Origin of the sequence: Agaricicola taiwanensis (assembly GCF_014635245.1) — a bacterium.
GTDB classification, from domain to species: Bacteria; Pseudomonadota; Alphaproteobacteria; order Rhizobiales; family Methylopilaceae; genus Agaricicola; species Agaricicola taiwanensis.
Genome location: NZ_BMCP01000001.1, coordinates 680748 through 693325 on the forward strand (window position 1 = coordinate 680748; position 12578 = coordinate 693325).

Consider the following 12578-nt stretch of genomic DNA (forward strand, 5'->3'; position numbering starts at 1 on the left):
CGACCTGTTCGGTTATCAATGTTCATCCAGAACGACCGTGCTGCGAAGCAAAGAAGACCACAAAAGCCGCAGCCTGATCGAAGCCAATCCAGAGGGACCCTACGATGACAAAGCCAATCAACTCAGGTTTAAGTCTCAGCCGCCGCAACTTCCTTGCCGGCGCGGCCACTGTCGGCGCGGTGACGCTGTCGAAGCCCTTCATCATTTCCGCGCGGTCGGCCGACACGCTCGTTGTCAACAGCCAGGGCGGCGAATTCCAGCCGATCATCGAAGAGACGGTGATCAAGCCTTTCGAGAAGAAGTTCGGCGTGCAGGTCATCCATGACCCCACCGGAAGCGCGTCGCAGGACTATGCGAAAATACGCGCCGCGCGCGGCGCACCCGGCTTCGACGTGGCGCACAACCTGACCCCGCCCGAGGTCATTCTCGGCGCCAAGGAAAAGATGCTGGAGCCGGTCACCGAGCGCGAGGTGCCCAACCTCAAATACATCTGGCCACAAGGGCAAAAGGTCATCCCAGGCTTTGGTGTGCCCCACACCTACATGTACTGCGCGCTGATCTACAACAAGGAGAAGGTCAAGGCACCGACCTCCTGGGCGGACTACTGGGACCCGGCAAAGAGCGGCAACCCCGATCTGAAGGGGCATCTGATCGCCTTCCATCCCAACAATCTTTTGGCCGTTTATGCCCTGCTCCAGGCGGCAGAGCTCGGCGGTGGCGGCGCAGACAATATGGAACCCGCCTGGGAGTATCTCAAAAAGCAGAAGGAATATGTCGGCACCGTCGTGACCGGCTCATCGGAAGCGGTGCCCTATTTTGAGAATGGCGAGGTGTGGCTCGCACCCTACTGGAGCCCGCGCAGCGGCTACTACATCGAGCGTGGCATGCCCTTCGGCATGGTCATCCCCACCGAGGGCGTCAACGCCCTCTGCGACGTCGCTGCGATCCCCGTCGGCGCCACCAACAAGAAGCTGGCCTACGAGTTCCTGAACTTCCGGCTGGAAAAAGAAACCCAGCGTGCTTTCTCGCTGGCCTATCACAGCAGCCCCGGCCGCGGCGACATCGAAGACTGGCCTGCGGAATTCGCGGCAAGCCAGGTCGTCACGCAGGCACAGATGGACAAGCTCAAGTTCCCGGATTCCGCGCTGATCGGTGAAAGGCGCAAGGATTGGACCCTGCGCTGGCAGGAAATCATGGCCTGACGGCGTCAGCCGTCTCGCCTGTTGCGCCGAAATCTCTCCTGGGTGGAGCTCTACCCGGGAGAGCCGATCCAACTTGAGGCATCATGTCAAAAGCCGTTTCCCTCCAGGACCGTCGCCCCTGGCTTATCGCCTTTTTGCCGGCCGTTTTCCTGTTCGTTTTCTTCGGCCTGCCGAATGCGATGCTGCTGTCCATCAGTTTCCTGAAGACCGAGGCGCAACAACTCACCGGGGAGCTGACGCTCGACAACTACGTCTTCCTCTTTACGGAGCAGACCTATCTTGAGGCCCTTCTGCGCACATTCTTTGTCGGCGTCAGCGTGGGCATACTGGATGTGGTGCTGGCTTTTCCTCTGGCCTATTTTCTCGTGCGGACCAACTCCCGCTGGCGTGGACTTCTGATCGCTTTGGCGCTCGCGCCGCTGCTCGCCAGCGTCGTGGTGCGTACCTACGGGTGGTATGTGATCCTGAACCGTTTCGGCGTCGCCAACGACGTGATGCTGTGGTTGGGCGTGATCGAGCAGCGCCTCACCTTGATGCCGTCCACCGGCGCGATCATCATCGGGCTCGCTCATTCGCTGCTGCCCTATGCGGTTCTGACCCTGATGGGCGCCTTGGGCGGCATCAATCCGTCGCTCGAAAAGGCGGCCATGAGCCTTGGCGCCAGCCGCTTCCGCTGCTTTGTGGAAGTGGTCTTGCCGCTGGCTCTTCCGGGCCTCATCGGCGGCTTCATCCTGTCGTTCTCGGTTGCGATCTCGGCCTATGCCACGCCCGCAATCCTCGGCGGGCCGGCCACCCAGGTCATGGCGACCGCCATCTACGGTTTCATGACGCAGCTGCTCGACTGGTCTATCGGCGCCGCCATGGCGGTTGTGTTGATCGTCTCGTCCTTGCTCCTGTTCTATCTCGCCGCCCGCGCCGGTGCGCGGACGGCGAGCTTGTGAGGAGACCGCCATGTCCTTTCTGCGTGTCTCGCCCTGGAGTGCCCTGAAGATCGCGGTCGGCGCCGTCTATGCCTTCATGCTGACGCCAATCCTGATCACCGCCGTGGTGTCGCTGAACGCGACCAATCGCTCGCTGTTTCCGCCGCAGGGCCTGTCCCTGCGCTGGTGGGGCGAGGCCTTTTCGCCGGAATGGGTCGACCCCCTGATATTCAGCCTCAAGCTGTCGGCCGTCTCGGCCGTCCTCAGCCCGTTGATGGCGCTGCCTCTGACCTTCGCCTTGGTGCGCTACACCTTCCCCGGCCGCCAGGCGCTCATGGCGCTGACGCTCGGACCACTTCTGTTGCCGGCTCTCGTCACCGGTGTCGCCTTGCTGCAGTTCTTTGATTTCATGGGGTGGCGTGCCTGGATCGGCTTTCCCGCGCTCGTCGCCGGCCATGTCGCAATCTGCCTGCCATTTGCGGTGCGCACCATCGCCATCAGCTTGACCACGCTGCCGCCAAACCTGGAGCTGGCGGCGGCAAGCCTCGGGGCATCGAAGCTGCGCACCCTCATGGAGATCACGCTGCCATACATCAAGAACGGCATCGTGGCCGGCGGTGTCTTCGCCTTCATCCACTCCTTCACCGACATCAATCTTTCACTGTTCCTGGTGCGTCCGGGAGAGCAGCCCATCACCGTGAAGATCATGGGCTTTCTCGAATACGGCTTTGCGCCGACCTTGGCTGCGGTCTCGGTCATCACCCTGGTTCTTCCGCTGATCCTCGTCCTGATCGTCGAGCGGCTGACCGGTCTTGGCAACTTTATCTATGGGGGACGCGGCAATGGCTGAATTCGCGCTCGAACTGCAAGGCCTTGAAAAAACCTATGGTGCGGCCCGCGCAGTCGATGGCATCGACCTTCAGGTGCACACCGGCGAGTTCCTGACGCTGCTGGGCCCCAGCGGCTGCGGCAAGACCACCACGCTCGGCCTTATCGCGGGCTTTTTCCCACCCACCGCCGGCGAGATCATGCTGGCCGGCAAGCCCGTGGCCGCCTTGCCGCCCTTCAAGCGTGACATCGGTGTGGTGTTCCAGGACTATGCCCTGTTTCCCCATATGACGGTGGAGCAGAATGTCGCCTTCGGCCTCAGGATGCGGCGCCTTCCCAAGGCCGAGATCAAGACCCGGGTCGAGGAGGCGCTGAGTCTCGTGAAGCTAACGGGCCTGGGCGAGCGCAAGCCCCTGGAAATGTCCGGCGGCCAGCGCCAGCGGGTGGCGCTTGCGCGTGCGCTGGTGATCCGCCCGACGATCCTGTTGCTTGATGAGCCGCTGTCGAACCTTGATCTGAAGCTGCGCGAGGACATGCGCGTCGAAATCGCCCGCATCCAGCGCAAGCTCGGCATCACCACGGTCTTCGTCACCCATGATCAGGGTGAGGCCCTCGTCATGTCGGACCGCATCGCCGTGATGAACGCCGGCAGGATCGAGCAGGTCGGCCCGCCCACCGACATCTATGAGCACCCGGCCAGCCGTTTCGTGGCGCAGTTCATCGGCCGGATGAACTTCTACCAGGGTCGAGTGATGGACGACGCCGGGCGCATCGAACTGGTGGGAGGCAATGTGATTTCAGGCCACGATGCCCAGGAGCTCGCGGCGGGCACCACCGTGCATGTTGCCGTGCGGCCGGAGCGAACCCGCATATCCAAGGACATGCCCGCTGCAGGCGAGGCTGTCATGGCGCTCAAGGGTCGCGTCTCCGACGTCCTGTTCCTGGGCGCCGCTCGTGAAGTCCACGTCCAGTATCAGGACGGCCGCTTTGGCTGCGTCGAACTGCCGAACAATGGCGCGCCTGTGCCCGTCGCCGCGGGCGACGAGGTCTGGATGAGTGCCGATGCCTCCTGTTGCCACGTCCTGCCCGCCTGACACGACCGTAAGGAAACCCGCTGATGTTCACGTTGAAAGACCTTCCCGCCCAGGTCGATCCCGACCTCCTCGCCCTTCTCGTGAAGGCGGAGCCTGCCACCATCGGTCATTTCCGCCATGAGGGCTTCATGGACCCGGATGTGCGCGCGCTTCTGCCAGACCGCCGCATCGCCGGCACCGCCGTGACGATCCGCTTCGCCGGGATGGACAGCACCATCGTTCATTACGCCCTCAGCCACATCCGCCCCGGCGATGTGCTCGTCATGGACCGCATGGGGGACCGGCGGCATGCCGCCTGCGGCGGCGGTGTCGCCTTCGCCGCGCGCGAGGCAGGGGCCGTGGGCATCATCATCGATGGTCCGGCGACCGATATCGCCGAACTGAGGGAGTATGGCCTGCCGGTCTGGGCGCGCGGGCTTTCGGCCGTGACGGGAAAACGGCAATACACCCACGGAGAGTTCTGCGTGCCCATCTCCTGCGGCGGGGTCACGGTCCATCCCGGCGACGCCGTGCTGGCCGATGAGAATGGCGTTCTGGTGCTGCCGGCATCGGAGATCGAGCCTGCGGCGAACCGGGCCATCGCCATGCAGCTTGCGGAGAAGAAGACGCTCGCGCGTGTCGCCGCTGGCGAAAAGATCGCCGATATCAACGGCACCAATCAACGCATCCGGGAAGTGATGGAGAAGGCCGCGGGATGATCCGGGAACACATCGAGGGCTTCACCGGGGAGCTGATGGCCCTGCGCCACGACTTCCATGCCCATCCGGAAATCGGCTTTGAGGAACATCGCACCGCCGGGATCGTCGCCGAAAGGCTCGAGGCCTGGGGGCTCGACGTGCACCGGAACATCGGTCGCACCGGCGTTGTCGGCGTGCTCAGGGGCGGATCGGGTTCGGGGCGGCGCATCGGATTGCGCGCCGACATGGACGCCCTTCCCATGACGGAGGCGACCGATCTTCCCTATCGGTCGAAGCACCCTAATGTGTTCCACGGCTGCGGGCATGACGGCCACACCACCATGCTCCTGGGCGCGGCGCGTTATCTGGCTGAAACACGCCGCTTCAACGGCACGGCGGTCTTCATTTTCCAGCCGGCGGAGGAGGGGCTGGGTGGAGCCCGTGCGATGATCGCCGACGGGCTGTTCGACCGCTTCCCTTGCGACGAAATCTATGCCCTGCACAATGCCCCGCATTATCCGGAGGGGACGGTATGGCTGCGCCCGGGCGCCACCATGGCGGGCGCTGATTTCTTCGACATCAGACTGATCGGCCGCGGAGGACACGCGGCACTGCCATCGACGACGGTAGATCCGATCATCGTGGCGACGACCCTGGCGCAGGCCATCCAGACCATCGTCAGCCGCAATGTCGATCCTTTGCTGCCGGCCGTCGCCTCCATCACTCAGCTGCACAGCGGTGCGGCCTATAACGTCATTCCCGATGAGGTTCATCTGACCGGTACGTTACGCGCCCTGGACGATCCAACGCGGGACCTGCTGCGGGCAAGGCTCGGGGAGATCACCTCCGGTATCGCGACGACCTTCGGAGCAGTGGCTGATATCGATATCCGCGATGCCTTCACCGTGCTGGATAATCAGCCGGACGCCGTTGCGGCCATTGCGGAGACGGCGCGGGAAGTTCTCGGCCCCGACAAGGTCGTCGATACAGCCGCTCCCTTCATGGGGAGTGAGGATTTCGCCGACATGCTACGCTGCGTGCCGGGCGCCTATTTCTTCCTCGGTCAGAAGAACAGCGCGGCCTTGCACAATCCGGCCTATGAATTCGATGACGATATCCTGCCTATCGGGGCGGCCCTCTTCGCCCGTCACGTCGAGCGCAGGTTGAGCTGAAGCAGATTTTGCCGGTGCTTGACCGCGCGCAGCCTGGCGCCTCAGCCAATCAGCCCACGATCGAGATCAGGCGGCTCGCACCCATGGTGACTGCTCTCTCGACAGCCCTTTTGGCTTCGGCGGGATCGTGATCGGTGAGGGCCTGCAGCAGCCACCCATAGGCATTCTCGAGCAATTCGTCCCGATCATTGGGTCCGTACATCAGCCGGAATGATGGCGCGCTCTGGAGCCAGAGGCCTTCGATGATCCGGACCAGAGCCGGCATCCCCGAGGCTTCATAGACCATGAAGCGAAAGTCGCGGCTGTCGAGAAGCATGCGCTCGACCTCACCGGCTTGCGACGCCGCGTTGAACTGGTTCAGGACACGCTTGAGCTTGGCGAGCTCCCGCTTCGTGATGCGCTCGGCCGCGCGTTCGGCTGCAAGCCCCTCGACCGCGACCCTGATGTCACGCAGTTCCGCGTAGCGCTGGGCGTCGAACCGTGGCACCCGCGCGATCTGCCCGGGAATGAGCTCGAAAGCGCGCTCCGCCGCCAGCCGCGACAGGGCCTCGCGCACCGGAGTGACGCTGGTGCCCAGGGTTTCCGCAAGTGAGATCAGTGAGATGCGGTCGCCGGGCGTGAAGCGGCCCGCGAGCAGGGACGATCGGATGTGGCGTTCGACGTGAGTGGAGAGGTTCTCGCGGACATCGCGTTGCAGCGGGGCCACCGGAGCCGCGCGGAGATTGAGAGCGGCATCATCACGGGCCGGCCGTCTGCCATTCCTGACGCCTGCTTGTGATGGTCTCACAATCGCTCCTCGGTAGCGGTGGTTCGAGCGGCTGCGCGAGATGCGCGGCCGCCTGCCACCTGTGTCCAGCCCTGCCGAAATATCCATTAACCCGCTCAATTGCCATAGGTTCGAAGGATTTTCCGACGGATTATCTACACCTTGCACTCGCCATGAATGACCTTTCATCCAGCTTTCGGGTACGCGGCTTTACGGTCGATCGAGGCGGCCGCTGCATCGCGGACTTCATCCTCGATGGCATCGAGCAGAAGGCCCGGCCAGTCAGGCAGAATGTCATGGCCGATCAGCACGATCCGGCTGCGGCGGTCGGGCGACGGCCACGCATCAAGCCACTCGGGCTTGTGCACCATGTGCTGCACGGCATGCACGACCATCGGTCTGTCCGCTATCTCCTCCAGCGCGATGAGACCCTTGAGACGCAGAAGCCGGTCACCCAGGTGGGCCGCGAGGCCCTCCAGCAGAAGAGGTACCGCAAGCGCGGGCAGGGGACGCTCGCGCAGAAGCGTTACGGTCGAAAAGCGCTGGCTATGGCGGCGGCCGAACATGCGCGGCATCGTGGCTTTTACGCCCGAAGCGATCAGAGCGCTCGCGGCTGAACCGTCCCAGTGACATGCATCCGCGACCGTGGCCGCGGGATTGATGGTGGCGAGGATCTCGGTGGTTTCCTCCCGCCGCGCCTCCTCAAGATCCACTTTGCTCATGAGAAGCACATCGGCCAGGGCGACCTGCCGGCGTGCCTCACCATAGCGCTCAAGTGTCATTTTCCCGGCGACGGCATCGACAACGGTCACCACGCCGGCCAGCGTGAAGTCCATGGCGATCACATGGTCCGTGCCCAAGGCATGAAGAAGAGGCACCGGATCGGCGAGGCCCGAGGTTTCGATCATGACACGTTTGAATGTGATCTCACCTGCGGATCGGCGCCTGTTGAGCTCCGACAGCGTCGACGCAAGGTCGGATGACACCTGACAGCACAGACAGCCGTTGCTCAAGGTGACGATGGTTTCGTCGGCGCTGTCGACCAGGTCATGGTCGAGGCTGACGTCACCGAACTCATTGATGATGACGGCGGTATCGCGGAAGTCATTGCTTTTCAGGAGGCGAGACAGAAGCGTGGTCTTGCCGCTGCCGAGAAACCCCGTGAGAAGCGTGATCGGTGTCATGAGGTCGTCCCCGTCACCCCAAGCCGAACAGACAGGCTGTTGGGCTCCAGCCCGAGCATGTCGCGAACAGTATCAAGCAGACCGAGGACGGAACTGCTGTTGCGTGCAGCGCCCTTTCGAGGAGTGGCGGACCATCGGAAGATGTCTTTCAGAGCGGCGGGCGCAGGACCGATGATCAGAACCACGCTTCCATCAGGCTCCCGCACCGTGAGGGTGTCTGCATCCTCACGCGGCCCCATGACCTGTGCCGCCCCCCAGAGCACCAGGCTGGCGCTGAGGAGAGCGTGGACACGGGAGATGGCCTCGGCCTGTTCCATCGCATCACAGACAAGGTTCGGAGAGGAAGCGCGGGTCCAGCTTGCGTGGCAGATAGGTTCCGCCGCCTTTGACAGCCTGGAGCGTTCCGTCCTCGACTGCGATCTTGCCGCGCAGGACCGTGAGGGACGGCCAGACCGCCACCTCATGCCCCTCCCAGGGTGAATAGTCACTCTCGTGCAGTTCCTCGGCGCGGAGCGTGCGGCGCAGGCTGGGGTCCAGCACCACGATATCGGCATCGCTTCCGGGGGCGAGTGCGCCCTTGCGCGGGTAAAGGCCGAGGATCTTCGCCGCGTTCGTGGATATGAGGTCGACGAACTTTTCCAGGGAATAGCCGCGCCGCTCCACCATCTGCGTATACATCAGCGACACCCGCGGCTCGACTGCGGCATTGCCGCCGGTCGTGTCATCGATGCGGTTTCCCTGCAGTTTCCGCTGAAGGCTGCAGCAAAGTTCGTCGGTGGCGATGGTGTTGATGGAACTGTCGAGCGTGCCGCCCCAGAGCGCGGCCTGATCCTCTTCCGACTTCAGCGAAGGATAGGTGTGATAGATCTGGCCGTTGGGGCGCTTGTAGTCCTCGCTGGTGTACATGATGTACTGATGCAGCGTTTCCCCATAGATAGGCAAGCCTTTGGCACGGGCGGCCCGGATCGCGGCAACGCCGGTGCTGGCGCTGACATGCATCATGTAAAGCGCCGTGCCCGGCACCTGCTCGGCGAGGCGGATGATCCGGCGGAACGACAGATCCTCCGAAAGCACATTGTGCACCTCGGCCATGTTCTCAAAGCCGGTGCGGCCCTCGCGGATCAGCTTGTCATACATGTGCATGACGATGTCATTGTCTTCGGCGTGGATCACCCCCATGCCGCCCTCGGTCGAAAGGACCTTGAACACCTCCCAGATATCGCCGAAGTCGACCATCCGTCCTCGCGTCGAAGGGCGAATGTCGGTGGTGAAGATCTTGATCGTCGGGTAGCCGGCCTGGATGGTCTCGGCGATCTGGCCGAACAGATCCGGCGGCAGCTGGCCTTCCACCATCACGTGATAGGAATAGTCGCAGTAGCACTCACCCAGCCAGTCCTGGTCACGCTTTTCCAGGGTTGCCTGGATCGTGTTGCCGTGCGTCCAGCGCGCGAAATCAATCACCGTTGTGGTCCCGCCGTGAAGGGCGGCGCGACTGACCACGGGGGGCGGGTCCGACAGTCCGGCGGTGCCATCAGGATTGGGCACATGCCAGCTGCAATGGACGTGAGGATCGATCCCTCCCGGGATCACGATCTTCCCGGTTGCGTCGATCAGCCGTGCGCCGTTTTCAGGAGCGAAAGTGCCGGCTTTGGCAACGGCGGCGATTTTCTCGCCGGAAATGGCGATGTCGTAGTCGCCGACGCCATGCGGCGTGACCACCCTGTCAGAACGAATGATGAGATCGATCATCGGAGGCCTCCGACGCATAGGAAAATAAACGCAGACCACACTGAGTGGTGCGGGCGAGTCTAACGGTAATGCTATACGTCAAAAATTCCGGAGGCAACTGATATGTAAACATTTTTCACCGATAAAAATTTGGGCGAGAAAGTCAAGAAGAAGAGCGCATTTGTACAAATGGCAGCAATCGTGACCAAAAAAATATCATATACGATATATGCCTATTGACAAAGCTGCAGTAGGTTCGGATGCTGGTGAAAAAAGAGGATCGGCACGGCGGTAGGTTAATATGCCTATGTTGTCGGCCCAATCACGCGTAAATGCGGTCATATAGATCAGGCAGAGGAGCCAGCCATGAAGCGACATCCCCTGACGTGCAGCCTCGCGGCCGCTGTGGGCTTTGCCCTCACGCTCGGCACGGCGGCGGCGCAGGAGTTCAATCTGCGATTTGCCCATTACCTGCCGAAGGGCGCCTTCCTTGAGGTCGAGGAAGCCTTCACCAAACGTGTCGAGGAGCGCACCGGCGGCAAGGTCAAGATCGCCATCACCTATTCCGGCGGCCTCGGCGGCGGCAACGAGGTTCTTGGTCTGGTCGGGCGTGGCGGCGTCGACATGGCGGCGGTGGTCCCGGGCTACTATCCGGACCAGCTGCTGTTCTGGAAAACCACGCAGATTCCCTTCGTGTTCGACTCGCCAGAGCAGGCGATTAAAGTCGTCACCGCCTCGAAGGGCACCGCTCCCTTTGTCGAGGAAATGGACAAGCTTCGCACGCACTTCCTGTTCCAGCAGCCGCTCGGTTCCTTCTATCTGACAGGCAACACCGAAAACTGTGACACGCTTGCGGGCATCCAGGGCAAGAAAGTCCGCGCCTTCGGCGCCGACATTCCGAAGGTGGTGAATGCCGCTGGTGGGACGCCCGTCACCATCCAGGTCGTGGAAATCTATGAGGCGCTTCAGCGCAAGACGCTGGACTACTCCTTCCTGAATCTCGGCAACATTGCGGCTCACCGCCTGAACGAAGTCGGCAAATACACCTGCGGCCCGGTCATGAGCTTTGGCGGCCACATGGTCCTGATCAACAAGCGCGTCTGGGATAGCATGCCGGCAGACATCCAGCAGATCATCAACGAGGAAGCTGACAAGGCGCAGCAGGAATACATCGCTTGGCTCGACAAGAACGACGCCGACACCGCCAAGGTTCTCGCCGACGCCAATCACATCGTGAAGCCTATCCAGCCCGAGGAAATGGCCAAGTGGAAGGCCAATACCCCTGACCTCCTGCAAGCCTGGGCTGACGACATGGCCCAGCGCGGCGAGGGCGATGCCGCCAAGAGCGTCGTCGATAGCTGGAACAAGCTGCTCAAGAAGTAAGACGTCTGTTGCGGCCGCCAACTGGCGGCCGCACTCCATGGTTCTCATCAGGAAGATCGAAAATGCGTTCGCTCAGTCCCGCCGAGGCCAAGGCCCTGATTGCTCAGGCCGGCCTCGAGGAAGTCTATGCCGCCTATCCGGAAGACGTGATGGTCGCTCTCGAACAGGCCGCCCGCTATAATGAGGCCGTCGCCAAGCTCGACGTCGAGATCCTCGTTCCCGGTTCCACCTATCTTCCGGGGGTCGACCGATGACGGACATCTGCTGGCTCTCCGCGGCGGACCTCGCCGCAGCCTATCGCCGCCGCGAGCTGTCGCCGGTCACGGTGGTCGAGCATCTCCTGGCGCGCATCCGCGCGCTGAACCCGACCCTCAATGTCTTCATCCATGTAGATGAGGAAGGCGCGTTGCGTCAGGCCCGTCAGGCGGAGGCTGACCTCGCGGCGGGACGTGATCTCGGCAGCCTTCATGGCATTCCCTATGGCGTCAAGGACATCATCGACGTCAAGGGCCTGCCGACCACCTGCCATTCCGCCGTTCTGAAGGACAATGTGGCGACGCGCGATGCCGTCGTGGTCGACCGTCTTCGCAAGGCTGGCGCCATCCCGCTGGGCAAGATTTCCACCCACGAGTTCGCCATCGGCGGCCCTTCCTTTGACCTGCCATTCCCGCCGGCGCGTAATCCCTGGAACCTCGACCACCATCCCGGCGGCTCCTCGTCCGGCTCCGGCGCCGGCGTCGCCGCCGGCTTGTTCCCGGTCGCGCTTGGCACCGACACCGGCGGTTCGGTCCGCAATCCCGCCGGTGCCTGCGGTGTGATGGGCCTGAAGGCCTCATACGACAAGGTTTCGCGCGACGGCGTCTTCCCGCTGTCGTGGACGCTGGACTATGTCGGCCCTCTCGCCCGCAAGGCGGAAGACGTCGCGCTGTTCCTCGGCGCCATGACAGGCAGCCCGCCGCCCGCGCTCAATCCCGATATCCGCGGTCTGCGCGTCGGCTTTGTCCGCCATTACCATGAGAAGGAAATCCCGGCTGGACCGGAGACGGCGGCGGCGCTTCAGACGGCGGCTGACACCCTGGCCGGTCTTGGCGCGACCGTCACCGACGTGGAACTGCCGTCCCTGATCGATTTCGCCAACGTCAACCGCGCCATCCTCACCCCGGAAGCCTGGGCTATCCATGGCCAGTGGATGCGCGAGCACCCGGAGAAATACGGCCGCTTCAGCCGCCGCCGCCTCATGGTCGGCGCCTTCGTGTCGGCGGAGGCCCATGTCCGGGCGCGCCTCATGGGCGCAAGGCTCAAGGAGAAGGTCGAGGCCGTCTTCGACAAGGTGGATGTGCTGCTGCTGGCCAACGCCATGAACCCGCCGTGCCGTATCGAGGACGAGGAAGCGGTCGCGCTGAACTATTTCCAGCATGCCCGCGCACCCTTTAACCTCACCGGCCATCCGGCCATGTCCGTGATGTGCGGGCTATCCGCCTCGGGCCTTCCCCTGGCCATGCAGATCGCAGGCCCGCAAAACCGGGAGGACGTCGTCCTCAATGTCGCCGCCGCCTACCAGAAGGCGACCGACTGGACGGACAGACATCCGCCGCTGACTGCCAATTGAACAGTCGCAACAACG

At 63.0% G+C, this 12578-nt stretch carries 13 protein-coding genes; 9 read left to right on the forward strand and 4 right to left on the reverse strand.

What is annotated here, in order from left to right; all coding sequences use genetic code 11:
• The first annotated feature begins 104 nt into the window (after nucleotides 1–104).
• The 6 genes from IEV58_RS03180 (at nucleotide 105) to IEV58_RS03205 (ending at nucleotide 5893) form a co-directional block, all read left to right on the forward strand.
• Complete coding sequence (locus IEV58_RS03180) at nucleotides 105–1202, forward strand: ABC transporter substrate-binding protein (RefSeq protein ID WP_188408238.1); 1098 nt, start codon at nucleotides 105–107, stop codon at nucleotides 1200–1202.
• 83 nt (nucleotides 1203–1285) lie between these two features.
• A complete protein-coding gene (locus IEV58_RS03185; protein WP_188408239.1) occupies nucleotides 1286–2143 on the forward strand; it encodes an ABC transporter permease in 858 nt (285 codons plus the stop codon).
• A 10-nt stretch (nucleotides 2144–2153) separates the two neighbouring features.
• Nucleotides 2154–2972, forward strand: coding sequence for an ABC transporter permease (locus IEV58_RS03190; RefSeq protein ID WP_188408240.1), 819 nt, complete (start codon nucleotides 2154–2156; stop codon nucleotides 2970–2972).
• Complete coding sequence (locus IEV58_RS03195; protein WP_229729155.1) at nucleotides 2965–4044, forward strand: ABC transporter ATP-binding protein; 1080 nt, start codon at nucleotides 2965–2967, stop codon at nucleotides 4042–4044. The genes IEV58_RS03190 and IEV58_RS03195 overlap by 8 nt, the downstream gene beginning before the upstream one ends.
• A gap of 23 nt (nucleotides 4045–4067) precedes the next feature.
• Complete coding sequence (locus IEV58_RS03200; protein WP_188408242.1) at nucleotides 4068–4742, forward strand: RraA family protein; 675 nt, start codon at nucleotides 4068–4070, stop codon at nucleotides 4740–4742.
• On the forward strand, nucleotides 4739–5893 hold the full coding sequence (locus tag IEV58_RS03205) for a M20 aminoacylase family protein (protein ID WP_188408243.1): 1155 nt from the start codon (nucleotides 4739–4741) through the stop codon (nucleotides 5891–5893). The genes IEV58_RS03200 and IEV58_RS03205 overlap by 4 nt, the downstream gene beginning before the upstream one ends.
• A 49-nt stretch (nucleotides 5894–5942) precedes the next feature.
• Here IEV58_RS03205 and IEV58_RS03210 read toward each other — a convergent pair whose 3' ends face one another.
• The 4 genes from IEV58_RS03210 to IEV58_RS03225 form a co-directional block, all read right to left on the reverse strand.
• Entirely contained in the window at nucleotides 5943–6680 is a 738-nt protein-coding gene (locus IEV58_RS03210; RefSeq protein ID WP_188408244.1) for a GntR family transcriptional regulator, read from the reverse strand.
• A 164-nt stretch (nucleotides 6681–6844) separates the two neighbouring features.
• Entirely contained in the window at nucleotides 6845–7843 is a 999-nt protein-coding gene (locus IEV58_RS03215; protein WP_188408245.1) for a CobW family GTP-binding protein, read from the reverse strand.
• Complete coding sequence (locus IEV58_RS03220) at nucleotides 7840–8160, reverse strand: hypothetical protein (protein ID WP_188408246.1); 321 nt, start codon at nucleotides 8158–8160, stop codon at nucleotides 7840–7842. Before IEV58_RS03220 ends, IEV58_RS03215 begins: the two co-directional genes overlap by 4 nt.
• A gap of 4 nt (nucleotides 8161–8164) precedes the next feature.
• Complete coding sequence (locus IEV58_RS03225; protein WP_188408247.1) at nucleotides 8165–9592, reverse strand: amidohydrolase family protein; 1428 nt, start codon at nucleotides 9590–9592, stop codon at nucleotides 8165–8167.
• Nucleotides 9593–9937: 345 nt separating this feature from the next.
• On the opposite strand from IEV58_RS03225, the gene IEV58_RS03230 reads away from it, so the two are divergent.
• From IEV58_RS03230 to IEV58_RS03240, 3 genes are all read left to right on the forward strand, one after another.
• Complete coding sequence (locus IEV58_RS03230; RefSeq protein WP_188408248.1) at nucleotides 9938–10954, forward strand: TRAP transporter substrate-binding protein; 1017 nt, start codon at nucleotides 9938–9940, stop codon at nucleotides 10952–10954.
• A 62-nt stretch (nucleotides 10955–11016) separates the two neighbouring features.
• Complete coding sequence (locus tag IEV58_RS03235) at nucleotides 11017–11208, forward strand: hypothetical protein (RefSeq protein WP_188408249.1); 192 nt, start codon at nucleotides 11017–11019, stop codon at nucleotides 11206–11208.
• On the forward strand, nucleotides 11205–12563 hold the full coding sequence (locus IEV58_RS03240) for an amidase (RefSeq protein ID WP_188408250.1): 1359 nt from the start codon (nucleotides 11205–11207) through the stop codon (nucleotides 12561–12563). The genes IEV58_RS03235 and IEV58_RS03240 overlap by 4 nt, the downstream gene beginning before the upstream one ends.
• The last annotated feature ends 15 nt before the right edge of the window (nucleotides 12564–12578 follow it).

Excerpts from the sequence above, each read along its gene's own strand:
- IEV58_RS03215 (WP_188408245.1), bottom strand. The coding sequence starts at position 7,843 with ATGACACCGATCACGCTTCTCACGGGGTTTCTCGGCAGCGGCAAGACC.
- IEV58_RS03180 (WP_188408238.1), top strand. The coding sequence starts at position 105 with ATGACAAAGCCAATCAACTCAGGTTTAAGTCTCAGCCGCCGCAACTTC.
- IEV58_RS03220 (WP_188408246.1), bottom strand. The coding sequence starts at position 8,160 with ATGGAACAGGCCGAGGCCATCTCCCGTGTCCACGCTCTCCTCAGCGCC.
- IEV58_RS03200 (WP_188408242.1), top strand. The coding sequence starts at position 4,068 with ATGTTCACGTTGAAAGACCTTCCCGCCCAGGTCGATCCCGACCTCCTC.
- IEV58_RS03230 (WP_188408248.1), top strand. The coding sequence starts at position 9,938 with ATGAAGCGACATCCCCTGACGTGCAGCCTCGCGGCCGCTGTGGGCTTT.
- IEV58_RS03190 (WP_188408240.1), top strand. The coding sequence starts at position 2,154 with ATGTCCTTTCTGCGTGTCTCGCCCTGGAGTGCCCTGAAGATCGCGGTC.
- IEV58_RS03225 (WP_188408247.1), bottom strand. The coding sequence starts at position 9,592 with ATGATCGATCTCATCATTCGTTCTGACAGGGTGGTCACGCCGCATGGC.
- IEV58_RS03240 (WP_188408250.1), top strand. The coding sequence starts at position 11,205 with ATGACGGACATCTGCTGGCTCTCCGCGGCGGACCTCGCCGCAGCCTAT.
- IEV58_RS03235 (WP_188408249.1), top strand. The coding sequence starts at position 11,017 with ATGCGTTCGCTCAGTCCCGCCGAGGCCAAGGCCCTGATTGCTCAGGCC.
- IEV58_RS03185 (WP_188408239.1), top strand. The coding sequence starts at position 1,286 with ATGTCAAAAGCCGTTTCCCTCCAGGACCGTCGCCCCTGGCTTATCGCC.
- IEV58_RS03205 (WP_188408243.1), top strand. The coding sequence starts at position 4,739 with ATGATCCGGGAACACATCGAGGGCTTCACCGGGGAGCTGATGGCCCTG.
- IEV58_RS03195 (WP_229729155.1), top strand. The coding sequence starts at position 2,965 with ATGGCTGAATTCGCGCTCGAACTGCAAGGCCTTGAAAAAACCTATGGT.